Below are 25,977 nucleotides of genomic sequence, written 5' to 3'. Positions count from 1 at the left end.
CGGTTCGAATCGGGCCCTTTTGACTTGCGGACAACCTTATGATTAGACAACGAACTTTGAAAAATACCGTGCAGGCTACCGGAATCGGCCTGCACTCCGGCCACAAGGTGCAAATGACATTTGTGCCGGCGCCGGCCAATACAGGTATTGTATTTCGTCGTACCGATCTGGACCCGCAGGTCGATATTCGAGCGGATGCTGCTCTGGTCAAGGACACCATGCTCTGTACTGCACTGGTCAATGAGCAGGGGGTTCGGGTCTCGACCATAGAGCACCTGTCTGCCGCACTGGCGGGGCTGGGCATCGATAACCTCGTTATCGAGGTGGATGCCCCCGAGGTGCCGGTGATGGACGGCAGTTCACATCCCTTTATCTATCTGCTGCAGTCCGGTGGTATTCGCGAGCTGAACGCACTCAAGCGTTTCATTCGCATCAAGAAGCCGGTACGGGTAGAAGACGGGGACAAGTGGGCGGAATTCCGGCCTTATCGCGGTGGTTTCAAGATGGATCTGACTATCGACTTCAAGCATCCGGTGTTTGAAGGTCAGAGTCAGCATCTGGTGCTGGATTTCTCCGGTGCGGCCTTCGTCAAGGAACTGAGCCGGGCTCGGACCTTCGGGTTTATGCGGGATATCGAATATCTGCATTCACAGAACCTGGCCCTGGGCGGCAGCCTGGAAAACGCCGTGGTGCTGGACGATTACAAGGTGCTTAACGACGATGGTTTGCGTTACCCCAACGAGTTCGTCAAGCACAAGATGCTGGATGCCATCGGTGATCTCTACATGTGCAATCACAGCATTCTGGGTGAGTTCTGCGCCTACAAGACCGGCCATGCCCTGAACAACAATCTGCTGCGCGCCATGCTGGCCAATACCGAAGCCTGGGAAATTGTCACCTTCGGTGAACAGGGTGCCGAGTCGCCGATTCGTTACTACGATACCGCGTTCAGCCCTGCCTGAACCCACTGAAAACACGCCGGCATCCTCTCCGCGCCGGCGTGTTTTATTTTCTCTTCTGTAGTGTACACCATGACCCGTCCCGCACCCCTTGCTGGCGCCAACGCCAGGTTTCGTTTGTCCGATTACCGACTGTTTTTGCTGCTGGCCGTGCTGCAGTTACCGGTGATGCTGTACCTGTACAGCCAATGGCAAAATGCCGAGCAGCAACAGCTGCAGCTCAGTCGTCAGCTGGAGCAGCAACAGCGCAGCCAGCAGCGTCAGCTAGGTCGCATCGGCCAGCGACTGGGCCAGCTGCAGGCCGAACTGGGGCAGTTGAGTGCCGTGGGGCAACGACTGGTCAGGGACTATGATCTGGTCGATGAATTGCCGCTGCAGCGGCTCGACGCCAATCTGCTTCAGCGGCCCTTCAATGGTTTTGCCGACTTGCACCTGGCCCTGACCCAGGTCTCGGAGCAGACGCGGGCATACGGCATGACCCTGGCGGCCCTTGAATCTTTGCTGCTTAGTCTCCATATCAATGAAATTACTCAGATCCAGGGCCATCCGGTACCGGGTTACAGCCGGATGAGCTCGACCTTCGGTCAGCGGCGAGATCCCTTTACCGGTCGCACTCGCTGGCACCGGGGGCTGGATTTCTCCGGACAGCAAGGCCAGCCAGTCGCGGCGACAGCAGCCGGGGTAGTCAGTGTGGTTGAACAGCATCCGGAATTTGGCGGCCTGGTCGAGATTAATCATGGCCAGGGCTGGACAACACGGTATGCTCATCTGGATACACAACTGGTTCATGTGGGTGAGCGTGTCGACAAGGGGCAGTATGTTGCCCTGATGGGACGAACCGGTCGGGCGACCGGCGTCCATTTGCATTACGAAGTATTAAAAGGGAACAAACAGCTGGATCCGGCCCGTTTCTTGCCTAACTAGAGTTCGGCCCCACTCGGGGTTTTCTTCCATCATCATTATTGGCCAAACATGATTACTAAACTTTTCACCATGATAATCGGTAGCCGTAACGACAGATCGCTCAAGCGGCTACGCAAAGTTGTAAATGAAATCAATGCGATGGAGCCGAAATTCGAGGCGCTGTCCGATGCCGAGCTACAGGGCAAGACCGTCGAGTTCCGCAGCCGGCTGGAGCAGGGTGAAACCCTGGAGCAGCTGCTGCCGGAAGCCTTCGCCACGGTGCGCGAAGCGTCACGCCGGGTGTTCGAGATGCGTCACTTCGACGTGCAGCTGATCGGCGGCATGGTATTGCACAACAACCAGATCGCCGAGATGAAAACCGGTGAGGGCAAGACCCTGACCGGTACCCTGCCGGTTTACCTGAATGCCCTGACCGGGCGCGGTGTTCACGTGGTGACGGTGAACGACTATCTGGCCCGCCGCGATGCGGAAGCCAACCGACCCCTGTTCGAATTTCTGGGCCTGACCGTAGACTGCAACCTGCCGGGCATGGATTCGGCACAAAAACACGCCGCCTACGCCGCCGACATCACCTACGGCACCAACAACGAGTTCGGTTTCGACTACCTGCGCGACAACATGGCGTTCTCGCCTCAGCAACGGGTGCAGCGGCCGCTGTATTATGCGCTGGTGGATGAAGTGGATTCGGTGTTAATCGACGAAGCCCGTACCCCGCTGATTATCTCGGGCCCGGCAGAAGACAGCTCCGAGCTGTATACCCGTATCAATACCCTGATCCCAAAGCTGGTCAAGCAGGACAAGGAAGACACCGAAGAATACACCGGTGACGGCCACTACACGGTGGACGAGAAGAACAAGCAGGCGCTGCTGACCGAAAACGGCCAGATCTTCGTGGAAGAAGAACTGAAGCGCATGGGGCTGTTGCAAGAGGAGGACTCGCTGTTCTCTGCCGGCAACATCACCCTGCTGGCCCACGTCAACGCCGGCCTGCGGGCTCATACCCTGTTCGAGCGCAATGTCGACTACATAGTGCAGGACAACGAGGTGATAATCGTCGACGAGCACACCGGCCGTACCATGCCGGGGCGGCGTTGGTCCGAAGGCCTGCATCAGGCGGTGGAAGCCAAGGAAGGGGCGAAGATTCAGAACGAAAACCAGACCCTGGCGTCCATCACCTTTCAGAACTTCTTCCGGTTGTACGACAAGCTGGCGGGCATGACCGGTACCGCCGATACTGAAGCCTTCGAATTTCAGCATATATACGGCCTGGATACGGTGGTGATCCCCACCAACCAGCCGATGGTGCGCAAGGACATGGGCGATCTGGTCTACCTGACCGCGCCCGAAAAATACCTGGCTATCGTCGACGATATCAAGGGTTGTGTAGAGCGGGGCCAGCCTGTGCTGGTGGGTACCGTCTCCATCGAAAACTCCGAGTTGCTGTCAGGCATCCTCAAGAAAGAAGGCATAGCGCATCGGGTACTGAACGCCAAGTTCCACGCCAGCGAAGCGGAGATTATCGCCGAAGCGGGCCAGTCCGGTGTGGTGACCATCGCCACCAACATGGCCGGTCGCGGTACCGATATCGTGCTCGGTGGTAACTGGCAGGCAGAAATCGAAGCGCTGGATAATCCGGGCGCAGAGCAAGTTTCCGCCATCAAGACCGCCTGGAAGCAGCGCCACGACGAGGTGATCGCCGCCGGTGGTTTGCATATCATCGGTACCGAACGCCATGAATCCCGTCGAATCGATAACCAGCTGCGTGGTCGGGCCGGTCGTCAGGGGGACCCGGGTTCCAGCCGCTTCTATCTGTCGATGGAAGATGCGCTGATGCGTATCTTCGCCTCCGACCGGGTGACCGGCATGATGAAGAAGCTGGGTATGGAAGAAGGTGAGGCCATCGAGCATCCCTGGGTGAGCCGGGCCATCGAAAATGCCCAGCGCAAGGTCGAAACCCGCAACTTCGATATTCGTAAAAACCTGCTGGAATTCGATGACGTCGCCAACGACCAGCGCAAGGTGGTGTATGAGCAGCGCAACGAGCTGCTCGACTCGGGCGATATCAGCGACACCATCGCCGTGATCCGTGAAGATGTGTTGAGCGGTATCATTGACGAATATATCCCGCCCCAGTCACTGGAAGAGATGTGGGATGTGCCCGGTCTGGAGCAACGACTGCAGGCCGACTTCGGACTGGAAGTGCCGGTCGGCACCTGGCTGAAAGAGAACGAAAAGCTGCATGACGAACAGCTGCGCGAACGTATCCTGGAATCTGCCGCCAAGGCCTATAAGGACAAGGAAGAAGTGGTAGGTGCCGAGGTGCTGCGCCAGTTCGAGACTTCCGTGATGCTGCAGACCCTGGATACCTTGTGGAAAGAGCATCTGGCGGCCATGGATCACCTGCGCCAGGGCATTCACCTGCGCGGCTATGCCCAGAAGAACCCCAAGCAGGAATACAAGCGTGAATCCTACGAGCTGTTTACCCAGCTGCTGGATAACCTGAAGCGGGAAGTGGTCAGCATTCTGAGCCGGGTGCGGGTACAGAGCCAGGAAGAAGTGGAAGCGGTTGAAGAAAAACGGCGTGAGGCGGCAGAAAACCAACCCCAGAGCTACAGCCATGCGGTGGCCGACAGCCTGCTGGAAGATGAAAACGCGGCTGCTGCTTCAAGCGATGACTCGGCACCCTTCGTGCGCGAAGGTCAGAAGGTAGGGCGCAACGATCCCTGTCCCTGTGGCTCGGGCAAGAAGTACAAGCAGTGTCATGGCAAGCTGAGCTGATTGGCGACGCAGTCGACAACAAGAAACCGCTCCATGAGGGCGGTTTCTTGTTTGAGGGCCCGGAAACCTTGACGCTGATTCCTTTATTCTCCCTGAGGCGCCGACACCGCCATCGATACGCGGTAGCAATCCTTGTTCCCTCCGGGTCCGCTCAGTATACTGCCGTCTCTCAAAATGCGAGGTTTGTTCATGTTAAAGCTGTTGCGGCTGTTCTTGCTGGCCCTGGCCATGGTTGTAGTTTTCGTGCTTGGTACCCTGGTGTGCCTGTTGCGCCCCCGTCATCCCAATAACGTCCATCTGCTTGGGCGTTTGTTTAATAAGGCCTGCCCGCTGGTGGGGCTCAAGGTGCGATTTCGGGGCTATGAACATGTCAAGGATCTGCACTCGGCGGTGTATATCGCCAACCATCAGAGCAACTGGGATATTATCGCCCTGACTGGTGCCGTGATGCCGCGTACTGTGGCCATCGGCAAGAACAGCCTGTTCTGGATACCGCTGTTTGGGCAGTTGTTCTGGCTGAGTGGCAATCTGTTGATCAACCGAGAGAACAAGGCCAAGGCCGCCAGTACCATCGGTACCGTGGTCGACAAGATCCGCCAGCGTAACATGTCGATCTGGATGTTTCCCGAAGGGACCCGCAGCAAGGGCAAGGGGCTGTTGCCCTTCAAGACCGGCGCCTTTCATATTGCCCTGCAGGCCGGCGTTCCCATAGTGCCCATCGCCTGCTCCAGCTATTTCGGTCAGGTTGACCTGAACCGCTGGGACAATGGTGAGCTGATAGTCGAAATCATGCCGCCGATTTCGGTCGAGGGCTATGCACCCAATCAGATCAGAGACTTGCTCAAGCACAGTCGACAGCTGATTGCCGAGCGTATTGCCGAGCTGGACAGCGAAGCCCGCCGTCCCTAGGGTCTGTTGACCTTTCGAGATGATTTTTGCAGCAGTTTGTGGGGTCTTGATACAAGGCAGAGCTTATGCCGTGTAGTCACTCTACGTAAATAAGCGATAACGCAGTAGAAAGACCCCAGGCGCTGCCCTGCGGGTTCGTCTAAACGCGTTTAATTCGAACGAAATTTAACCGCGAAAGGTCAATAGGCCCTAAGCTGTACCTCATTCCGTAATTCGGCCAAGGAGCCACCCATGACTGAACAGCAAGACTGGCGAGAAGAAACCCGTGAAATCATCACCTCCCTGCTGGAAGATGGCAGTAACCCGGATGTGGAATACACCATAGAACATCATTTTTCCGGCCAGGATTTCAACCGGCTCGAAAAGGCTGCGGTCGATTGCTTCAAGGCCGAATTCGAGGTGACCGATGCGGAAGAGCTAACCCTGGAGCGTGGCGAGACCTTGTTGTGTTTCGATGCGGTCAAGGAAGGCCCCCTGACCGAGGAGGCCATCATGGTGCAGATTGAGCAGCTGCTGCCGATCGCCCAAAAATACGGCATCGAATACGACGGTTGGGGCACCTACTTTGAAGAGTAATATCTGGTACTTCAAAGAGTAATGGTTAGCTCAGGGGCAGCATCAGGGTGATTTCACAGTCATTATGTCCGGTGTTGCCCAGTCGCTCGCAGGGCGCGAAGCCCAGCTTCTGATAAAGCGCCAGCGCCTCGGGCAATAGCGCCGTGGTTTCCAGATAACAGTATCGATAGCCCCGCAGGCTCGCCTGTTGCAAGACATGCAGCGCGAGCCCACGACCCAGCCCCATTCCCCGGGCCGATGCTGCCAGATACATCTTCTGCAGTTCGCACACCCCGTCGTAACCGGCCATCGGGCCCAGACCGGCACCGCCGAGCACGCCCCCGACGTCGTCTTCCAGCACCCAATAGCCGGCACCATTTTGTCGGTACACCTCACTCAGCCTGTCCAGACTGGGGTCGGCCACGCTGAAGCCTTTATCGGCGGTCAGGCCATATTCCGCCGATACCAGTCGGATCAATGCCGCCAGCGGCGCGTTGTGGCGGGATTCGATCGCGGTTATCCGTCCGGGAGCCGAGTCTCGCTCGTCCTCTTCGACTTTGATTTCAGGCGCGTTAATCATGACTTTCTCCTCTTATGTCAGCGAGACGATAACCGCTGTCACCGTGGATGCAATGCTTTTTTTCTCCACTATGCTTAGCTCAGAGGTGACGCGATATGAATATAAAAAGCAGACGTTGGTGGTGGCTGTTGCCACTGGTGTTGTTACTGTTTCTGGCGAGCTGGCCGCAGCTGCAGGCAAGGCTGGGTCGTCATTTGTTGTCGGATCCTCCCGAGCTGGTGGTGGAGGCGCTGCCACCCGGTTACGATCCCGCTGCGCCAAGGCCCGTCTATGAAGGGCCTCATGCCTCCCGGGTGCAGCTGGATTTATCCGCTTTTGATTTTCCTGTCAGCCTTGGGCAAACCGGCCCGGTGGATACCTCGCTCGGCCCGCTGCAGTATCCCTTTGCCTGTAATACCGAAGAGGTCGGGCTGGGCCAGCCTCTGGTGGATAACCGGCAAGGCATCGGCACCCCGGTGTATGCAGAGCTCGACGGAGTGAAGGACAAGACCCGGCTGCTCGGCCATAGCAAGGACTGCCTGTTGCCGACCCGGGTCGACTATTTCTACAAGGTAGAAGGGCGGGACGATTTTTATCTCTGGCCCGAGAGCGGAGAGCCGGCCGATCTGGCTTGGCTGGACTGGCAGGGCAGCACCATTCCCTTCGTACTTAGGGTGGAGCGGGGCACCATCAATCGCTTTATGTATGTAATTGCCATGCTGGCCGACCCAATGACGCCGGTGACCGATACCCGGAGCCCTTACTGGAACAACAAACTCATCTATCACTTCAAGGGCGGCGTGGGCATCGGCAAGCGCCAGGGCAAGATGAGCCTGGGGCGCATCGCCTCACGCCTGACCAAACAGCTGGCCGAGGGGTACGCCCTGGCGGGCTCTGGCGGCAACGTGACCAGTAATCACTACAACATGTGGCTGGCGGCCAACACCGCCGACATGGTCAAGGCGCAGTTTGTGGCCCGATATGGCAAGCCGGACTACACGGTCGGCATCGGTGGCTCCGGCGGTGCGGTGCAGCAGTATCTGATAGCCCAGAACAAGCCAGGCCTGCTCGACGCCCTCATTCCCCAATACAGTTATCCGGACATGATCACCCAGAGTATCTGGGCGCTGGATTGTGAACTGCTGGAATACTATTTCGATGTCACGGCGCGAGACAACCAGCGCTGGCGGGTACAGGAAAACCGGGGCCAGGTGATGGGGGTGGCGGCCAGCAGTGATGTTGAGCACGAATTCAAGAAATACTACCGCTGGGCCCGGGTCGCCGGCCTGGGTCTGACCTTGCCGGCGTTGCCGCCGGGGGCCACCGAGTGTTCCAAGAGCTGGCGAGGGCTGGCGCCGCTGACCAATAACCCCCGATACTTCCATCGGATACATCACTATGCGCCGGCGGTGGCCAGAGCCGACCGTTTCAGTCACTGGCACGATCTGTCCGCGTTCTACGGGGTGGGGGAAGACGGTTTTGCCCACCGCACCCATGATAACGTCGGGGTGCAGTATGGCCTGGAGGCGTTGAAACTGGGGCAGATTAACATGGCCGAGTTTCTCCACCTTAATGCCAATATCGGCAGCTGGAAGGCATCGAAAGACATGGCGCAAGAGAGGCTGTGGGTGCTGACCGGGGATGACAGTCTGGCTGATGTATCCATCTGGAGTGACCATAACATGCAGAAGACGCCGGGCCGTCCGGTGCCACTGCGGGTGTTTGAGCGCAATCAGGTCGACTTGATCAAGACGGCACCCCGTAGCCGGGGGCACGATGGCGCCATGGCGGCTGCCTATTATTCCGGTCATGTCTTTCTCGGTAATATCGATATTCCGGTGATCGATCTGCGTCACTATCTGGATAACCAGCTCGACATGCACCACTCCTATGCAACCTTGTCATCCTGGCTGCGTATCCGTCAGGCTCGGGGTAATACGGATAACATGGTTATCTGGCAAAGTGGCAAACCCTATGATCCCAGCGATCGCGCCTTTGTGCTGCTCGACGAGTGGCTGACCACGGGCCGACGTCCGTCGGCGGCGAAAGACGCCTGCTGGACCGATAAAGGCGAACTGATAGCCGAAGGAAACAGGGTATGGAATGGTCCCTGGCGAGGCGATACCGATATGGGTACCTGCCTGAATCACTACCCGGCTTACCGGTCACCGCGCAATGCCGCTGGCAGCCCACTGACCGGCGATCTGTTCAAGTGTGCTCGGGTGCCGGTGGCCGAGGCGGTGGCGCGGGGCTTGTATTATCCACAGGAGGTGGAGTCCTACAGCGCCATGCTGGAGGCGGTGTTTCCCGATGGAGTTTGCGACTACCAACAGGGCGATATGGCGCGCCCCGAGGATGCTGAGCTGGGCTTGAGTCTCGTGCTATAGTGGCGCAAAAAGGAGTCAGGGAGAGCCCATATGTACCATCAGTACGACCCGCATGTTCTGCTGTGGGATGAATACAAGTATCGGCACGATCACATCTGGCAAAAGCTGTTTCAGATCACCATCGCCGTGGTGCTGCTGGGCGCGGTACCTTACCTCAAGCCCGAGATTACCCAGGTACTGAAAGGCTGGATCCTGATAGCGCCGCTGCTCGGCACCGTGCTGACGCTGATTTCTCTGGTGCTGATGCACTTCGAGCTGACTCTGTTTGCCAAGATAGCCTCCGCTCATCGCAGCTATCAGGAAAGACAGGGGCTGCTCAAGCACAGCCGGCACAACTATTTTCGTTATCTGGTCATGACTTATGTCAGCTTTCTGCTGCTGGTCAGCATCGCCAACGTCGCCGTGGTGCGGTTGTTGTGGTTGGGATTGGTCGCCTGAGTCATCCGGTAAGCCGGACGACAGCGTTAGACACAAGCCAGCTCTCGAGGCGAGCCGATCGCGAGTAAAGGGATTATACTCAAGAGTGTGCATGCAAGACGTATATCGATCGAGGCAACCATGAAGACGAACAACGGCAAAATAATGGTAGTGGGCGTGTCCGCAGTCCTGCTGCTGGGCTTGTCTGCCTGTAGTAACATGTCGGACCGGGATCGGAACACAGCCATCGGTGCCGGTGCGGGCGGTGTAGCCGGCTCTGTGCTCACCGGTGGCAGCACCATGGGAACCATAGGCGGTGCCGTGATCGGCGGTGTCATCGGTAATCAGGTCGACAAAGACAAAAAATAACGACGCCATGACCCAAGACGGAAGACTTGCTCAAGTCTTCCGTATTATACCTATCCGACTAAATAACTGATCTATTTCATCTCAGTGTAAACGTCAGACAAAGGGCCCGCTCAGCCGACTCGCCGTAAATACCTCCCTGTAGGCTCTCTGTTTCATCCATGAAACAGAAGGTCGGCGGAGCAGATCCCTTTATGTAACTGGTATTAATAGGCAGGCTCCCCCAGGTAGTTTCCTGGCGGATAGTAGTTGCACACCAGGATAAGGTTGTTGTTACAGACAGAAGTGGCACAACCCAGCTCCCGGGTGGTGGGCCAGACCATCTGGGTATAATGACCTACTCTGGGTGCCAGGCTGCGGCTCAGCGGCTGCCCCGCATAATCCCGTTTTTCATCTTCCCAGGCTTTGATGCCGTCCAGCTCGTCATAAAACCCAAGGGTCCCCATAAACAGGTTTTCACCGAAGCCCGAACCCTGGCTGTGCTCTATATCGCAGCGTCCGGCCAGCACCCTGGCCCAGCGTTGTGCCTGCGCCTCGGCGGCGGCAGACCAGACGAGCGGCGGCGCCCCGACGTCTGCCCTGACCCTGTTATGGTATGCCAGCAGCTGCCGTTGCTTGCTCGCGAGTGAGCCGGTAGCAGGCTCGGTGTTCGGGCTGGACACCTGCAGCAGGCCCGCTTGATCACCGGTAAGACGAGAAGCGGCAGCGCCCGAATCCTGACAACCCAGCAGCAGGCTCAAACCAGCCAAGAGCAGTAGTCTGTTCATTTTGTGTCCTCGTTCCGTTTTTTATTAATGATGGCATAGATTCCGCATCATCCGGGCTGTTGCTCTTATTGAACACCAAATTGACAGCAGTCGGCGCTGACAGACGACTCGGCTGTATCAAAGAGGGCAAAGAGCCTGGCTGTTTCATGAACAATAAAAAAGCCAGCCTCTTCAGGCTGGCTTCTTGATCAGACTCGGCTAGTCGTCTTACAAGCTGGCTATCTGCTCTTGTTGTTGCTGCAGCTTGGCCAGTGTCGTTTTGTAGTCGGCCAGTTTCTCCTGCTCCTTGGCGACCACATCGGCGGGCGCCTTGGCGACGAAGCCGGCGTTGTTCAGCTTGCCTTCCAACCGCTTGATTTCACCGGACACCTTGCCCAGCTCCTTCTGCAGTCGGGCCAGTTCGGCGTCTTTGTCGATCAGTCCCGCCATCGGCAGCAGCAGCTCGGTGTCACCGATCAGCTGCTTGGTGGAGGTGGGAGCCGCTTCATCAGCTGTTAGCTGGGTGATGGCATCCAGCTTGGCCATGGCCTTGAGGAAGGCATCGTTGTCGGTGGCGCGGCGAGCGTCATCTGTCGTCGGACGCAGCAGTACCGACAGGGCCTGACTGGGCGGAATGTTCATCTCGGCCCGCAGGTGGCGGATGGACACGATAAAACGCTTCACCCATTCCAGATCGGCCATGGCCTGTGCATCTTCCTGGGTTGCATCCACTTCGGGATAGGCGGCCAGCATGATGCTGTCGCCACCGCGGCCGGCCAGCGGAGCCACCCGTTGCCAGATTTCTTCGGTGATGAAAGGCATTATGGGGTGCGCCAGACGCAGCAGGGTTTCCAGCACCTCGATCAGGGTCTTGCGGGTGGCGCGCTGCTCGGCTTGTGAGCCATGCCACAGTACCGGCTTGGTCAGTTCCAGATACCAGTCGCAGAACTGGTTCCAGATAAACTCGTAGAGCGCATTGGCGGCCCGGTCGAAGCGGTAGCTGTCGAGTGCGTCGCGTACGTCCTTGATGGTGACCTGCAGCTGGGCCTGGATCCAGCGATCAGCCAGAGAGAACTTGAGTTCGCCGCCGTTATCTTCGGCATGAGTGCCGCAGTCCTGCTCTTCGGTGTTCATTAGCACGTAGCGCGAGGCGTTCCACAGCTTGTTGCAGAAGCTGCGATAGCCATCCAGGCGCGTCATGTCCCAGTTGATGTCGCGACCGGTTGAAGCCATCGCCGCCAGGGTAAAGCGCAGGGCGTCGGTGCCGTGCGCTTCGATACCGTCGGCAAACTCCTTGCGGGTGTCCTTCTCGATTTTGGCGGCCAGCTTGGGCTGCATCATGTTACCGGTACGTTTGGTGACCAGAGACTCCAGATCGATGCCGTCAATCATGTCCAGCGGATCCAGCACATTGCCCTTGGACTTGGACATCTTGTCGCCGTTTTCGTCGCGGATCAGACCGGTGACATAGACCGTTTTGAAGGGCACCTGCGGCTTGCCGTTTTCATCCTTGATGAAGTGCATGGTCATCATGATCATGCGCGCCACCCAGAAGAAGATGATGTCGAAGCCGGTGACCAGCACGCTGGACGGATGGAAGGTGGCCAGCTCCGGAGTTTTCTCCGGCCAGCCCAGGGTAGAAAAAGTCCACAACGCCGAGCTGAACCAGGTGTCGAGTACGTCTTCGTCCTGGTTGAGTGCCACGTCGGCACCCAGCTTGTAGTTGGCGCGCACTTCGGCCTCGTCACGACCGACATACACCTTGCCATCGGCGTCGTACCAGGCGGGAATGCGATGGCCCCACCACAGCTGGCGCGAGATGCACCAGTCCTGGACGTCACGCATCCAGGAGAAATACATGTTCTCGTACTGCTTGGGCACAAACTCGATTTCACCGTCTTCCACCGCCTGGGTGGCGACCTTGGCCAGAGGGCCGGCGCGCACGTACCACTGGTCGGTCAGCATCGGCTCTATCACCACGCCGCCGCGGTCGCCATAAGGCACCGTCAGGTCGTGATCCTTGACGCCGTCGAGCAGACCCAGTTCATCAAGGGCCGCCACTATGGCATTACGGGCCACATAGCGTTCCATGCCCTGAAACTGGGCCGGCAACTCGGCGGAATAAGCGGTGCTGGGCTCGCCCTTGGTGGTAAAGACTTCGGCTTCGGTACGAATGTCGGCGTTCAGGGTCAGCACGTTGATCAGCGGCAGTTGGTGGCGTTTGCCGACCTCGGCATCGTTGAAGTCGTGGGCCGGGGTGATTTTCACACAACCGGTGCCCTTTTCCATATCGGCATGCTCGTCGCCGACGATGGGAATACGGCGATTGACCAGAGGCAGCATGATGAACTTGCCAATCAAATCCTGGTAACGGGGATCTTCCGGATTCACCGCCACGGCGGTGTCACCCAGCATGGTCTCGGGACGGGTGGTCGCCACCACCAGATAGTCTTTGCCGTCGGCGGTTTTGACACCGTCGGCCAGCGGATAGCGGAAGTTCCACATGTGACCTTTTACGTCACGGTTTTCCACTTCCAGATCCGAGATGGCGGTGTGCAGCTTGGGATCCCAGTTCACCAGGCGCTTGCCACGGTAGATGAGGTCGTCTTCATACAACTGTACAAACACTTCCTTCACCGCGTTGGACAGGCCTTCATCCATGGTGAAGCGCTCGCGCTCCCAGTCGACCGAGGCGCCCAGACGGCGCAGCTGCTTGGTGATGGTGCCGCCGGACTCTTTTTTCCAGTTCCAGATCTTGTCGATAAAGGCATCGCGGCCGTAATCGTGCCGGTTTTTACCTTCTTCGGCGGCGATCTTGCGCTCAACTACCATCTGGGTGGCGATACCGGCGTGGTCGGTGCCGACCTGCCACAGGGTGTTTTTGCCCTGCATGCGCTGGTAGCGGATCAGGGTGTCCATGATGGTGTCTTGAAACGCATGACCCATGTGCAGGCTACCGGTCACGTTGGGCGGCGGTATCATGATGCTGTAGGGGTCTTTACTGGTGTCGCCGTGGGCCTTGAAGTAACCCCTGCTTTCCCATTGCTGGTACAGGGCCTGCTCGATGGCGTTGGGATTAAAGGTTTTTTCCATGATGTTATTCGTCTTGAGTTTGGGGAGGTACAGGGGCGGTTGTGAGTTCAAAACCGGCCTGACGATAGGCTTTAAAGCGTTCCCGAGCCTGTTGTTTGCCCTCCTCATCGGAGGGCACGAAGTCAATCAGCTGCTTGAAACGCCGGGCGAAGGACGGCGCCTCGGGCGCCAGGTTGATCAGCACGGCGCGGCTGCTGTGCGGTGCCTGCCAACTGATGATAACCGGCGCACCCTGGCGAGGGCCTTCGCCCTGAAGATTGTGCGCCACGAAGCCGTCGGGGGGCTGTTGCCACAGCCGTTCATCCAGCGCCTCGGCCTGTTCCTGGCTGCGGGTATGAATGAAGACACCCAGCCCCTGGCGGTAACAGTCAGTGGTCAGCTGACACACCAGCTGCTCTTGCAGCTCGGGGCCGGAGGAGTCCGGTAGCAGATAGAAACAGCCCTGGCTCATGCTCACTCTTCGATGTTGTTGACGCCGGCCCGATTCAGCAGAAACTGGGTCAGCAGCGGCACCGGACGGCCGGTGGCGCCTTTGTTCTTGCCGCTGTTCCAGGCGGTACCGGCCACGTCCAGGTGGGCCCAGTTGTACTTCTTGGTAAAACGGCTGAGGAAACAGGCGGCGGTGATGGCGCCTGCCGGACGGCCACCTATGTTGGCCATGTCTGCGAAGGGGCTTTCCAGCTGCTCATTATACTCGTCGTTCATCGGCAGACGCCATGCGCGATCGCCGGCCTGTTCAGAGGCATTGAGCAGCTCGTGGGCCAGCGGATTATGGTTGGCCAGCAAGCCGGAGGTATGGTGGCCCAGGGCGATGATGCAGGCTCCGGTCAGGGTGGCCACATCGACGACCACTTCCGGCTCGAAACGCTCGACGAAGGTCAGCGCATCGCACAAAACCAGTCGGCCTTCCGCATCGGTGTTGAGCACTTCGATGGTCTGGCCGGACATGCTGGTGAGAATGTCGCCGGGGCGATAGGCATTGCCGTCGGGCATGTTTTCACAACCGGCGATAATGGCTACCACGTTCACCGGCAGCTGCAGCTCGGCGAGGGCATGCATGGTGCCCAGTACCGAGGCGGCGCCGCCCATGTCGTATTTCATTTCGTCCATGCCGTCGGCAGGTTTGAGCGAAATGCCGCCAGCATCGAAGGTCAGGCCCTTGCCCACCAAGGCGAGGGGGCGAGCGTCGGGATCCGGGTGCCCTTTATACTCGATGACCGACATCATGGCTTCGTTGTGGGAGCCACGGGCCACGGCCAGATAGGCATTCATGCCCAGCTCGGCCATTTCTTCTTCGCCAATCACCCGGGTGCTGATGTTGTCCCAGGCGTCGGCCAGCTGGCGGGCCTGAGACGCCAGATAGGCGGGGTTGCACACGTTGGGCGGCATATTGGCCACATCGCGGCACACCTTGACGCCCTTGGCCACGGCCAGACCGTGCTGAATGGCGCGCTCGCCTATGGTCAGTTCCCGTCGCGTGGGCACGTTGAATACCAGCTTGCGCAGCGGACGACGCGGCTCGGCCTTGTTGGTCTTGAACTGGTCGAAGGTATAGAGGCTGGCCTTGGTGGTTTCCACCGCCTGGCGCACTTTCCAATAGGTGTCGCGGCCCTTGACGTGCAGCTCGGTCAGAAAGCAGACGGCTTCCATCGAGCCGGTGTCGTTCAGGGTACTGATGGTGTTGCGAATGATCTGTTTGTACTGGCGCTCGTCGAGCTCTCGCTCCTTGCCACAACCGACCAGCAATACCCGCTCGCTCAGCACGCCGGGTACCTGGTGCAACAGCAACATCTGGCCGGCCTTGCCTTCCAGATCGCCACGGCGCAGCAGAGAACTCAGGTAACCGTCGCTGATTTTATCCAGCTGTTCGGCGACCGGAGACAGACGGCGGGGTTCAAATACGCCAACCACGATACAGGCACTACGCTGTTTTTCGGGGCTACCACTTTTAACACTGAACTCCATGGATTCTCCTACAGCTTGAAGACAATGAGCGTCAGATCAACGATAATGGTATCTATCGCTAAAAGACGCCGAACTTCGCGTACTTAATATGCGAAAATCGTAATTTTACGCTTATTCTTAAGCGTTTCCATTAAAAAGACAAGTTTACACTGGGATTAACGGTGATTGCATTCCGCTATTTGTTTTGGGAAACCCTGAAGACTCAGCTGGCCGTGTTGTTCGTGCTGCTGCTGATCTTCGTCAGCCAGAATTTTATTGAGGTGCTGGGCGAGGCCGCCAGTGGCGAGATACCCGGCGCTCTGGTCGGTAAATTGCTGCTGCTGAACCTGCCGGATATGGCCACCTTGATGCTGCCGATCAGCCTCTTTATCGGCATTCTGTTTGCGCACGGCAGGCTCTACGCCGAGAGCGAGATGACGGTGATGCGGGCGGTGGGCATAGGCCCCGGTAAAATCATGCGCGCCACTATGATTCTGGCGCTGTTCTGGACCGGAGCAGCCCTGTTTAACTCGCTCTGGCTCACCCCCTGGTCCAAGACTCAGGTTTATCAGTTGCTGGAAGAGGTGAAGGCCGATCCGGGCTTTGCGGTACTGCGTGAAGCACGTTTCATGAGCCTGGACGGAGGTCGCATAGTGGCCTACGTGGAGGATCTGGAGCCGGAAGAGGAGGGTAACCGCCTTAATCGCCTGTTTGTGGTGCAGCGAGGTCAGGCCCAGCAGGCTCCCAGTATAGTGGTGGCCGACGGCGGCCGTTTGCATGAGCGCGATGGCGGTCAGTGGCTGACGCTCGATCATGGCCGTCGCTACAGCGGAACCCCCGGCAACCGGGAATTTGACGTGGCCGAGTTCGACGAATACAGCGCCTACATTCGTGCCTCCGAGGTAGGGGAAGTCGAGCGCAAAGAGGCGTCGACCAGCAGTGCCGCCCTCTGGCAGTCGGATGAATTGATGGACAAGGTGGAGTTACAGTGGCGACTGGTATTGCCGCTGTCGATGCTGGTGCTGACTCTGGCGGTAGTGCCGCTGGCGGTGGTGAATCCGCGCCAGGGACGTTATGCCAAGTTGCTGCCGGCCATTCTGCTTTATCTGGCCTACTTCCTGTTGCAGAGCGCCTCCCGCTCGGCGGTTGAAGGAGGGAGCCTGCCGGTGTTGCCCGGCCTCTATTCGGTACCACTGCTGTTCCTGCTGCTGGTGACCTTGCCGCTCAACCTGCTGGAAACGGCCTGGTGGAACCGGACCCGGGAACAATTCAAACGGAACAAGGCGGCCTGATGCTGACAATTCTCGATCGTTACATCGGCCGTACCGTGCTGATGTCCATCCTCTTGTGTGAACTGACGCTGGTGGGGCTGTCTGCCATTATCCGTTATGTGGAGCAACTGCGCAGCGTGGGAGAGGGCAGTTATACCCTGCTGACGGCCTTTTATTATGTGCTGCTGTCGATGCCCAAGGAAATCGTGCTGTTTTTCCCCATCGCCGCCCTGCTGGGGGGGCTGATAGGGCTGGGCCAGCTGGCCAGCAGCAGTGAGCTGGTGGTGATGCAGGCCTCCGGCAGCTCTCGCTTCAATATCGTTACCAGCGCCCTGAAAACGGCGCTGCCTCTGATGCTGATTATCATGCTGGTGGGTGAATACGTGGCGCCGGCCACCAAACTGGCATCGGACGACTTGCGAACTCAGGCTCGCTCTAATGGGCAGGTGGTGCTGTCGGTCAACGGCGTCTGGGCCAAGGACAACGAGTCCTATATCAACATCGGTCAGGCCCGGCGTGATGGCACCCTTAGCAATATAACCCTCTACTATTTTGACGAAGACATGGCCCTCAGCCGTATCACTCAGGCGGTCAGTGCCGAATATCAGAATCAGCAATGGCAGCTGAGCAATGTGACCGACACCCTGTTCAACCCCGGCGTATCGATCGAGACCGAACAAAAGACCAGCCGGGTCTGGCATTCCAGCCTGACCCCGGAAAAACTGGGGGTAGTGGCCATCGAGCCTGATGAGCTGTCGATGCGTGGCTTGTGGGAATACAGGGGCTATCTGAAAGACAACGGCCAGGATGGCAGCCTCTATGAGCTGGCGTTCTGGCGCAAGGCGCTGCAGCCGGTGATGGTGATCGCTATGATGCTGCTAGCCTCTTCCTTCGTGTTCGGCGCCCTGCGCAGCGTGACTATGGGTGCCCGGATACTGATGGGTATTCTGTTTGGTTTCGGCTTCTATGTGGCCAACGAGGTCTTCGGCCCCATCAGCCTGGTCTATGAGGTGCCGCCGGTGCTGGGTGCCCTGGGTCCCAGCTTGTTGTTTATCGGCGTGGCGCTGTTTCTGCTCAATCGCAGGGCCTGAAAGAGGGGATTGGGGATTAGGGAGTGGATTAATCCCCAGTCCCGGTTACTGTTTATCCAGCAACTGCTTGTTCTGCTCTTTGGTAAGCACCACCATCTCGCAGTCGGCGATTTTATCCTGCAACGCCAGTCTGGTGCCTGGGTTCAAGCAGATCCAGAAGTTGCCAAGCCCCAGCAAGGCCGTAGCGGCGCGGATAATGCACTGAGACAGCCGCAGGCGACTGCCGTCTGTGTTCTGTACCCGCAAGCGCCAGGCGCGCATGCCGATGGTTTGACCGCTGGTACGCCAGAACCAGCAATAAAAGCCAAGGGCCACTGTCAGCAGGCTCAGTTGGTACAGCCGGTTGGCACTGAGCAGCTCGGCGGTATCCTGATAGGGCCCCAGCGTTATCCAACCCTGGCTCAGGGCCAGGGCGGTCAGGCCGAAGAAGATAAACCCCGCCACCATCAACAGCGATATCACGACCAGCAAATCATAAAGCCAGGCCCCCAGCCGACGCATTACACCTGCCCTGGGCAGCCCCGTATAAGAAGTCACTACCATTACCTGCCGTTCGCTGAAAAAGTTGCCGTATTCTAGCAAATGCAGTGGCTCGGGGTAATCGCCACTCGAGTGTATGATTAATGCGCAGTCGTCACGGCGAGTGTCATAATCTGCTTGCGGGAGGTGAGGGGATACGTATAATGCAAACCGCTCACCTAGGTGATGCTATCAAGAGGCGGTGTGGTGAAATTGGTATACACGACGGATTCAAAATCCGTTGCCTTCGGGCGTGGCGGTTCAAGTCCGCCCACCGCTACCACTTGATAATCAAAACCACCCTCGAGGTGGTTTTTTGCTTTCTGGCCATCGACTTTTCCGCTCGACGCTTCGCAGTACACCCGCTTTCAGCCTTATTACCGGTATTAGCCCCGACCCTGTTTACCCGTCTTTATGACCGGTGACATGCGGGCGTTTCAAGGTCGATTCCCGCCAGAGGCGGGATCACGTAGAATGACCTGTTTTTTCGCTTCTTCGCATAGAGTGTATCCCCATGTTAAAACCCGGCCTGCTGGTTACCGTCTCCGTTCACAGCCTTACCGAGAAAGGAGATGGCATCGCCACTCTGGAAGGGCGTCCCTTGTATATCGAAGGCGCCTTGCCCGACGAGCAGGTTGAGATACAGCTGAACCTGGTCAAACCCAACTTCTGCCAGGGTACCCTGGTGCGCGTATTGCAGCCTGCGGCGGCCCGGCGTGAGGATTTCTGCCCTTACACCGCCTGTGGTGGCTGTCAGCTGCGGGTGATGAGCGACGAGGCCCAGCTCGATCTTAAGCGTCGGCTGCTGCTCGATGTCTTGCAGGCCAGGGGGCTGGACTGTCCTGTGGCGGACACGCTGGGCATGAGTGAGCCTTTTCATTATCGCAATAAGGCTCAGTATGCGGTGCAGCGCGGGCCCAATGTCGGCTTTTATGCCAAGCATAGTCATCAGCTGGTGGAAGTAGACGAGTGTCGGGTACAGGCACCGGTGACCACAGAGGTGGTGCAGCGGATAAGAGCCTGGATGCGCAGCTGTGCCGTGCCGGCATATAACGAGGCCACTCATGAGGGCTGTATTCGCCATATCATGGTGCGTAACGGTATTCACAGTGGTGAGCTGATGGTGGTATTGGTGGCGGCCGAGGCCCCCTCGGATGAGGCGCTGGCGCAGCTGGTGGCCGAGCTTGAATCCGTCACCGGGCTGGCCAGCCTGATCCTGAATATCAATGTCGCAGTGGGCAACCGTGTGCTGGGGCCGGAAAACCGGCTGCTGTGGGGAAAAGAGCTGATAGTCGACAGCCTGGATGGACTGGAATTTGCCATCTCTCCGCTGTCTTTCTATCAGGTCAACCCGCGCCAGACCGAAGTGCTGTACCGGGAGGCAATGCGACTGGCCAATCTGCAGGGCAATGAAGTGGTGTTCGACCTTTACTGCGGTATCGGTACCATCAGCCTGTTTATGGCCCGTCATGCTAAACAGGTGATCGGCATAGAACTGGTGCCCGAGGCCATTGCCGACGCTCGCGCCAATGCCGAGCTGAATGCTATCGCCAATATCGAATTCCATCAGGGGGCAGCGGAGCAGCTGGTGCCCCAGCTGTATGCGGAGGGCGTCACCGCCGATGTCGTGGTGGTGGATCCGCCGCGCAAGGGCTGTGATGCGGCGCTGCTGGCGACCCTGGCCGAGATGCAGCCCGAACGGCTGGTGTATGTTTCCTGCAATCCCAAGACCCTGGCCCGGGATCTGGCCTGGTTGTGTGAACATGGCTTTAAGTTGGAGCAGGCCACGCCGGTGGACATGTTCCCTCATACCATGCATGTGGAAACGGTGGCGCTGCTGACCCGGATGCAGGGCAAATAATATCAATCACATTTAAAGATCTGATCATTTTCAAACCCGAGCTCAGAGGCAACACAGCCGTCTCCCTCGACACGCCACTGGCAAATGACACTCACCGTTGCAGCCTACTGCGAACATTCACCGGATGTTCGGTCAAGCTGCAACCGTTCGGCTCGGCGAGGCAAGCTCGGCCCCTGAGGGCTCGGGAAATGCCCTCTGACCGCTGGGATGACGGGAATGCCGGAACGGCGAACGGCGAACGGCAGGAGCATTTTTCGGCCATGGCATGTCACGGTCGTGGGAGGCCGTCTCTGTTGCCTCTTCTCGAGCACCGAGTTGTCTGTAGGCGGCGCCAACAGGCGGCTGTGCAGCATCAGGGCGGACAAAGGGATCTGCTCCGTCGACCTTCTGTTTCAGGGATGAAACAGAGAGCCTACATGGAGGTATTCACGGCGTGTCGGCGGAGCGGGCCCTTTGTCCGACCTTTACAGAGCAACCGAATAGCTCAGTTATTTAAACTGTTTGGTGTCAGGGTCGGGAGGATCTATGGTGATGAATATAAAGATGCACAGTGCTTGAACTCGGCAAGAGGCTTGCGAGCGTGCGCTTTATAAAGGAGTGATTTGAATTACATAGGGATATTTCTGAGGATTATTGCTTAAATAGCTGGGAGCTATTGGCTTGCATAACAATCGTGGTGCGAAGGGGGGGACTTGAACCCCCACATCCATAGGACACTAACACCTGAAGCTAGCGCGTCTACCAATTCCGCCACCCTCGCATACCTGATTGTTCTGGCTATTTGAGATGAGCCACCATCTTTTTATTTGAGTATATTATCAGACCTTGGGAGTCTGGTGCGAAGGGGGGGACTTGAACCCCCACATCCATAGGACACTAACACCTGAAGCTAGCGCGTCTACCAATTCCGCCACCCTCGCATACTCAAATTCTCCGGCTGTTTTAGATGAGGCCGTCATCGTTTCCTGGCGTCAGTTACTTTGCAGTAACTTGGTGCGAAGGGGGGGACTTGAACCCCCACATCCATAGGACACTAACACCTGAAGCTAGCGCGTCTACCAATTCCGCCACCCTCGCGTTGCCAAGGACTGCGAATTCTATAGATTTTTTGTCGCCCGTCAATACACAGTTTCCGAGAAAAGTTAAAAAAACCGGCGCTAATGGCCGGTTGGTCAAAAAAGGTGCTAATTGCTCAGGTCTGGTCAGCGTCTGGCCCGATAGATCCTGAACTTGCCGGTGGCAGCCAGGGTCTCGCAATGGCCGAAGCTTTTTTCTATCAGTTCCGGGTAGGGCAGAAAGGCGTTGGCCACCAGGATCAGGGAGCCGCCCGGCACCAGATAATCGGCGGCCGAGCTCAGCAGGGTTTCGGTGGTGTGATAGAAGGTTCTCAGGCCGGCATGAAAGGGCGGGTTGGTGATGATGTGATTGAACTTGCCACTCACCTGCTTCAGCCCGTCGGAGGCATAAACCTTGGCGTCGAGCTGGTTTTCCGCCAGGGTTGCCCGGCTGGCCTCCAGCGCCAGGGCGTTGATATCGATGCATTCCAGCGTTAGTTCGGGATGACGCTTCAACAAGCTGGCGCCAATGACGCCGGCACCACAGCCAAAGTCGAGGACTCGCCCCTTGAGGGAGCTGATGGTCTTCAGCAGCAAGCGAGAGCCGGAGTCCAGATGAGCAGCACTGAATACGCCGGGCAGGGCGCAGATCTGCAGTTGCTCCTCTTCCAGCGGATAACGGCTGATCCAGTCGGCGAGGGCAAAGGGTGCAGGCAATGTGGTCAGCTCGGCCTGATACAGGCTGGCGCGTCGTGCGCTATCGAGCTTGTTGACCTGCCCGCAATAGGGAGCTAGCAATTTTGGGGCCGACTTTACGCCGCCCTTGTTGTCTCCGGCAATAAAAACCGGGGCGCCGGCAGCCAGCAACGGCAGGCAGGCGGCCAGCAGATATTCGGCCTCGGCCTTGGCCTTGGGCATCAGTAACAGCAGACCCGCAGCGGCACTGGGCCCCGGGCTGGTGCCAAATTCGATATCGGTAAGGCCCTGAGCCTGCTGCCACTGAAAATAGCGGAAATCGGTGGTAAACACCCGGGGCGCGGGGCCGGCCTCGGCCAGCAGGCCAGGCAGGTTGTCTTCGAGCAGACCGCATACCAGCAATGGCTGGCGACTCAGAATATCCAGATTACGGGTCAGCATTTCGCTGACCGGGGTCAAGGCCTCAAACATCTCGGGCTCCGCGGTAAATAAATCAATTGGGCATTATACATGCTACCGGTACTCTTGACATTTGTCGGTCATTAGCAAAAGATGCTGTTCAAGGTCTTTTCGGGTGCAACTCATGATTTTTATCGTTAAACGCAAACCGGGCAAACCGCTTAAACGAAAAGCGGCAGCTTCTGTTGCGTGACCGACGCCTGACTCTCATCAAGACAAGATGTTTCAAACCCCGGTGATGCAACAGCGACCGGGGTTTTTTATTTAAATTTTTAAATCCTCTATCCAGAAGAAGGAGTTTCCATGTTTCGCGGTTCTTTAGTTGCCCTGCTGACCCCCTTTGACGGCGACCGACTCGACGAGGCGGCATTGCGCCGGCTGGTTGACTGGCACATCGAGGAGGGGACTCACGGCATTGTGCCGGTTGGCACCACCGGAGAAAGCCCGACCCTGACGTACGACGAGCATTGTCGCGTGATTGAAATTGTGGCGGAGCAGGCCGCAGGGCGGGTTCCGGTTATTGCCGGTGCCGGCTCCAACAACCCGGTAGAGGCAATTGAATACAGCAATTGTGCCCAGAAGGTAGGAGCCGATGCCACCCTGCATGTGGCCGGTTATTACAACAAGCCGAGCCAGGATGGTCTTTATGCGCATTTCAAAATGCTGCATGATGCGACCGAGCTGCCGATTATCGTTTACAACATTCCGCCCCGGGCTGTGGTCGATATTCAGCCCGAGACCATGGCGCGCATCGCCGAGTTGCCGCGTATTGCCGGGGTGAAAGACGCCACCGGTGATCTGGCTCGCCCCTGGGCCGAACGCCAGCTGATCAAGAAGCCGTTTGCCTGGTTGTCCGGCGAAGACGGTACCGCGGTGTCTTACAACGTGGCCGGTGGCCAGGGTTGTATCTCGGTCACCGCCAACGTGGCCCCGCGCCTCTGTGCTCAGCTGCAAGAGCTGACCCTGGCCGGCAAGTGGGAAGAAGCTCGTGCACTGCAGGACAGATTGCTACCGCTGCATCAGGTGATGTTTGCCGAGCCCAATCCGGCCTGCCCCAAATATGGTCTGTCGTTGCTGGGGCTGGCCAGCGAAAACTGTCGTATCCCCGTGGTGCCCCTGCAAGAGAGCACCAAGGCGCGTATTCGCCGGGTAATGGAAGAGCTGGAGCTGATTTAACCCATGATGGCCGCGTAAGCGAAATGTGGGAGCGGGGAGACAGCAGTCTCCCCGTTTATAACAAAAAGGTCAGCCTGAGCTGACCTTTTTGTTATTGAAGGGCGTGAGGAATTAGCCCTGATCGTCGTCACTGGGGGGATCGTATTGATCATCCCGGCGATGATTATCTTCCCGCGGAGTGTGATGACTTTCGTAACGGGGACGGCGGGGCTTGTTGATAATAACCCCGGTACGCGGCGGCCGACGGGTCGCAGGAGAAATAGTGGAAATCTTGGCTTTATAAATTAGTTGCTGCTGACCACGGGGGTCAGATAGCAGAATGCTGTATTGATCAAAGGCACTGATCATCCCTTCCAGCTTGATGCCATTGGTGAGGAAGATGGCGCAATGAGTCTGATTCTTGCGCAACCAGTTCAGTGCCGCATCCTGTCCGTTACCCAATGAAAAAGCTTGTTGAAGCGATTGGGGATTTGCTGATTGGGCAGTCATGTAGGCAGTCCTGTTTGTTATTTTTCAACCTTGATTGTGCTTAATGAATGCCCGACTTGTCAAAGTAAAGCTCACTTTAATCCTGCAGCCCTGCTCCCATGGCTCTAATCACATAACCCTGATCCTATAACCAGAGGAGGATGCGTGGCAACATCCACTTCTACTACCCGCACCCTTGTCCTGGCCTGTCTTATTGTCAGTATGGGGCAATTGAGCATTGGCCTGCTGTTACCTGTGTTGCCGGCTATCAGTCAGACTCTGGCCGAAGATCCTAGTCGGATACAGTGGCTGGTTTCTGCCTATCTGTTTGCCTTTGGCCCGGTACAGCTGCTGTATGGGCCCTTGAGTGATGCCCGAGGGCGCCGCCCTGTGCTGCTGGTGGGGCTGGAGCTGGCGTTGCTGGGGGTTGGTCTGTGTCTGTTGCCCGGGGCATCATTCGAATGGCTATTGCTGGGACGACTACTACAGGGGCTGGGAGCAGGCTGTGGTGCCGTTGTTTCCCGCGCCATGCTGCGCGACCGCTTCGAGGGGCCAGCACTGCGCAATGCGCTGTCTTATGTGGCCATGGCGGCGGCCTTTACGCCTGTTGTGGCGCCGGCGGTGGGAGGAATTATCGGCCACCATCTGGGGTGGGAAAGTGTGTTTGTGGCCATGTTTATCTACCAGTTGAGTCTGTGGGTGCTACTGCTGGCCGGTTTTAAGGAGACCCTCAACGTCGAGCGTCGCTCGATGAACCTGAAGAGTATTATCGCCAACTATCGCCGCCTGCTGGGGTTACGCCATTTTCTCGGTTATGGCGGCATGTTGTGGGGACAGTTTTCGCTGATGATGGTGTCCGTGTCGGTGATGCCTTATGTGATGCAGAGGCAAATCGACATGAGTGCGGCAGAATATGGCAGCTGGGCACTGATCCCTGCTCTGGGATTACTGCTGGGGGGGATTATCAACAATCGTGTTCAGCATCGGGTCTCGGCCGAAGACATGCTGCGCCTGAGCCCTTTTGTTCAGATGGCCGCCGGCGCCTGGATACTGGTAATGCCGTTACAGCCGGTATGGGTGATCAGCGCTATCTTTATTCAGGCTCTGGGTAATGGTATGGCTTTTTCCAATGCAATGAGTCGCTTACTGGAGCCCTACCGGGATCTGGCCGGTGCCGCCGCGGCGCTCTCTGGCGCGCTGCAAATGCTGATTGCCAGTCTGCTGACCGCCGGACTGGTCTATTACGGTGTCGATACCGCATTCAGTCTCGGGGTGTGTATCTTGAGTGGGGCCATGTTACTCAAGTTACTGTCCTGGTATGCCATAGGCCGGTTTTAGTCGCAGTAATGGAGGGGAATAATACCAATCCGACTAAACAAATGATCTATTTCATCTCAGTGTAAACATCGGACAAAGGGCCCGCTCAGCCGACTCGCTATGAATACCTCCATGTACGCTCTCTGTTTCATCCCTGAAGCAGAAGGTCGGCTGAGCAGATCCCTTTGTCCTCCCTAATGTTTCGGCATGGCCTGTTGGCATCGTCTACAGACAACTCGGTGCTCGAGAATAGGTAACAGAGAACGGAAGCCTCAGTCTGATCAGATACTTAATGGAATTGGTATGAGGCGAAGCGGTAGCGACATCAGCCTTCTCGAGAAGAGCGGCATAAAGGGGAGAGCTGAAAAAAGGCAAAAAAAAGCCGCGCCCGGAGGCACGGCTTTAGGAATTCTTGGCGAGGTAGTCT

General features: G+C 57.6%; 21 protein-coding genes and 4 tRNA genes. 14 read left to right on the top strand and 11 right to left on the bottom strand.

Annotated elements, in window-relative coordinates; translation table 11 throughout:
* Positions 1-38: 38 nt before the first annotated feature.
* The 5 genes from lpxC (at position 39) to rraB (ending at position 6,146) form a co-directional block, all read left to right on the top strand.
* Entirely contained in the window at positions 39-962 is a 924-nt protein-coding gene (lpxC, locus tag UN63_RS06195) for a UDP-3-O-acyl-N-acetylglucosamine deacetylase (RefSeq protein ID WP_104485908.1), read from the top strand.
* Between the two features lie 69 nt (positions 963-1,031).
* Positions 1,032-1,883 (top strand): M23 family metallopeptidase, encoded by an 852-nt coding sequence (locus tag UN63_RS06190; protein ID WP_104485907.1) that lies wholly within the window; start codon positions 1,032-1,034, stop codon positions 1,881-1,883.
* Between the two features lie 48 nt (positions 1,884-1,931).
* Positions 1,932-4,661: a preprotein translocase subunit SecA gene (secA, locus tag UN63_RS06185; protein ID WP_104485906.1), complete on the top strand. Its 2,730-nt coding sequence runs from the start codon at positions 1,932-1,934 to the stop codon at positions 4,659-4,661.
* Positions 4,662-4,850: 189 nt separating this feature from the next.
* Positions 4,851-5,570 carry a 1-acylglycerol-3-phosphate O-acyltransferase gene (locus UN63_RS06180; RefSeq protein WP_104485905.1) on the top strand — a complete coding sequence of 240 codons (720 nt, stop codon included), beginning with the start codon at positions 4,851-4,853 and terminating at the stop codon, positions 5,568-5,570.
* A 231-nt stretch (positions 5,571-5,801) separates the two neighbouring features.
* The gene (gene rraB, locus UN63_RS06175) at positions 5,802-6,146 is read left to right on the top strand and encodes a ribonuclease E inhibitor RraB (RefSeq protein ID WP_104485904.1); all 345 of its coding nucleotides are present in this window, start codon (positions 5,802-5,804) and stop codon (positions 6,144-6,146) included.
* Between the two features lie 25 nt (positions 6,147-6,171).
* Here the strand turns inward: rraB and UN63_RS06170 are convergent, their stop codons facing one another.
* On the bottom strand, positions 6,172-6,705 hold the full coding sequence (locus UN63_RS06170; protein WP_104485903.1) for a GNAT family N-acetyltransferase: 534 nt from the start codon (positions 6,703-6,705) through the stop codon (positions 6,172-6,174).
* A 95-nt stretch (positions 6,706-6,800) separates the two neighbouring features.
* Here UN63_RS06170 and UN63_RS06165 point away from each other — a divergent pair, with 95 nt between their 5' ends.
* From UN63_RS06165 to UN63_RS06155, 3 genes are all read left to right on the top strand, one after another.
* The gene (locus UN63_RS06165) at positions 6,801-9,071 is read left to right on the top strand and encodes a DUF6351 family protein (protein ID WP_104485902.1); all 2,271 of its coding nucleotides are present in this window, start codon (positions 6,801-6,803) and stop codon (positions 9,069-9,071) included.
* A gap of 30 nt (positions 9,072-9,101) precedes the next feature.
* A complete protein-coding gene (locus UN63_RS06160; protein ID WP_104485901.1) occupies positions 9,102-9,509 on the top strand; it encodes a hypothetical protein in 408 nt (135 codons plus the stop codon).
* Between the two features lie 120 nt (positions 9,510-9,629).
* Positions 9,630-9,857, top strand: a complete 228-nt coding sequence (locus UN63_RS06155; RefSeq protein WP_104485900.1) for a glycine zipper 2TM domain-containing protein — start codon at positions 9,630-9,632, stop codon at positions 9,855-9,857.
* Positions 9,858-10,060: 203 nt separating this feature from the next.
* On the opposite strand, the gene UN63_RS06150 is transcribed toward UN63_RS06155, so the two are convergent.
* From UN63_RS06150 to pepA, 4 genes are all read right to left on the bottom strand, one after another.
* Positions 10,061-10,621, bottom strand: a complete 561-nt coding sequence (locus UN63_RS06150; RefSeq protein ID WP_104485899.1) for a CAP domain-containing protein — start codon at positions 10,619-10,621, stop codon at positions 10,061-10,063.
* 207 nt (positions 10,622-10,828) lie between these two features.
* Positions 10,829-13,693 (bottom strand): valine--tRNA ligase, encoded by a 2,865-nt coding sequence (locus UN63_RS06145; protein WP_104485898.1) that lies wholly within the window; start codon positions 13,691-13,693, stop codon positions 10,829-10,831.
* Between the two features lie 4 nt (positions 13,694-13,697).
* A complete protein-coding gene (locus tag UN63_RS06140) occupies positions 13,698-14,144 on the bottom strand; it encodes a DNA polymerase III subunit chi (protein WP_104485897.1) in 447 nt (148 codons plus the stop codon).
* A 2-nt stretch (positions 14,145-14,146) separates the two neighbouring features.
* Complete coding sequence (gene pepA, locus UN63_RS06135; RefSeq protein WP_104485896.1) at positions 14,147-15,658, bottom strand: leucyl aminopeptidase; 1,512 nt, start codon at positions 15,656-15,658, stop codon at positions 14,147-14,149.
* A 161-nt stretch (positions 15,659-15,819) separates the two neighbouring features.
* Here pepA and lptF point away from each other — a divergent pair, with 161 nt between their 5' ends.
* On the top strand, positions 15,820-16,929 hold the full coding sequence (lptF, locus tag UN63_RS06130; RefSeq protein WP_219821077.1) for an LPS export ABC transporter permease LptF: 1,110 nt from the start codon (positions 15,820-15,822) through the stop codon (positions 16,927-16,929).
* Positions 16,929-17,999, top strand: coding sequence for an LPS export ABC transporter permease LptG (gene lptG, locus UN63_RS06125; protein ID WP_104485895.1), 1,071 nt, complete (start codon positions 16,929-16,931; stop codon positions 17,997-17,999). The genes lptF and lptG overlap by 1 nt, the downstream gene beginning before the upstream one ends.
* A 45-nt stretch (positions 18,000-18,044) precedes the next feature.
* Here the strand turns inward: lptG and UN63_RS06120 are convergent, their stop codons facing one another.
* The gene (locus tag UN63_RS06120) at positions 18,045-18,542 is read right to left on the bottom strand and encodes an RDD family protein (protein ID WP_104485894.1); all 498 of its coding nucleotides are present in this window, start codon (positions 18,540-18,542) and stop codon (positions 18,045-18,047) included.
* A 174-nt stretch (positions 18,543-18,716) separates the two neighbouring features.
* Here UN63_RS06120 and UN63_RS06115 point away from each other — a divergent pair.
* Both UN63_RS06115 and rlmD read left to right on the top strand, forming a co-directional pair.
* Positions 18,717-18,801 (top strand) — tRNA-Leu (locus UN63_RS06115).
* Positions 18,802-19,032: 231 nt separating this feature from the next.
* Positions 19,033-20,379, top strand: coding sequence for a 23S rRNA (uracil(1939)-C(5))-methyltransferase RlmD (gene rlmD, locus UN63_RS06110; protein WP_104485893.1), 1,347 nt, complete (start codon positions 19,033-19,035; stop codon positions 20,377-20,379).
* Between the two features lie 674 nt (positions 20,380-21,053).
* On the opposite strand, the gene UN63_RS06105 is transcribed toward rlmD, so the two are convergent.
* The 4 genes from UN63_RS06105 to rsmC form a co-directional block, all read right to left on the bottom strand.
* Positions 21,054-21,139, bottom strand: a tRNA-Leu gene (locus UN63_RS06105).
* A 74-nt stretch (positions 21,140-21,213) separates the two neighbouring features.
* A tRNA-Leu gene (locus UN63_RS06100) sits at positions 21,214-21,299 on the bottom strand.
* Between the two features lie 71 nt (positions 21,300-21,370).
* Positions 21,371-21,456, bottom strand: a tRNA-Leu gene (locus UN63_RS06095).
* A 125-nt stretch (positions 21,457-21,581) separates the two neighbouring features.
* Positions 21,582-22,601, bottom strand: coding sequence for a 16S rRNA (guanine(1207)-N(2))-methyltransferase RsmC (gene rsmC, locus UN63_RS06090; RefSeq protein ID WP_104485892.1), 1,020 nt, complete (start codon positions 22,599-22,601; stop codon positions 21,582-21,584).
* Positions 22,602-22,892: 291 nt separating this feature from the next.
* Here rsmC and dapA point away from each other — a divergent pair, with 291 nt between their 5' ends.
* A complete protein-coding gene (gene dapA / locus UN63_RS06085) occupies positions 22,893-23,765 on the top strand; it encodes a 4-hydroxy-tetrahydrodipicolinate synthase (protein ID WP_104485891.1) in 873 nt (290 codons plus the stop codon).
* Between the two features lie 111 nt (positions 23,766-23,876).
* Here dapA and hfq read toward each other — a convergent pair whose 3' ends face one another.
* Positions 23,877-24,254: an RNA chaperone Hfq gene (hfq, locus tag UN63_RS06080; RefSeq protein WP_104485890.1), complete on the bottom strand. Its 378-nt coding sequence runs from the start codon at positions 24,252-24,254 to the stop codon at positions 23,877-23,879.
* Positions 24,255-24,398: 144 nt separating this feature from the next.
* Between hfq and UN63_RS06075 the strand changes: the two genes are divergently transcribed.
* Entirely contained in the window at positions 24,399-25,571 is a 1,173-nt protein-coding gene (locus UN63_RS06075; protein WP_229793420.1) for an MFS transporter, read from the top strand.
* Positions 25,572-25,977 lie beyond the last annotated feature (406 nt).

The sequence above is a fragment of the Oceanisphaera arctica genome (genome assembly GCF_002936955.1).
In the GTDB taxonomy this organism is placed as follows: domain Bacteria; phylum Pseudomonadota; class Gammaproteobacteria; order Enterobacterales; family Aeromonadaceae; genus Oceanimonas; species Oceanimonas arctica.
The sequence above is the reverse complement of the archived record's forward strand: the minus strand, read 5'-3'. Positions and strand labels throughout refer to the sequence as shown.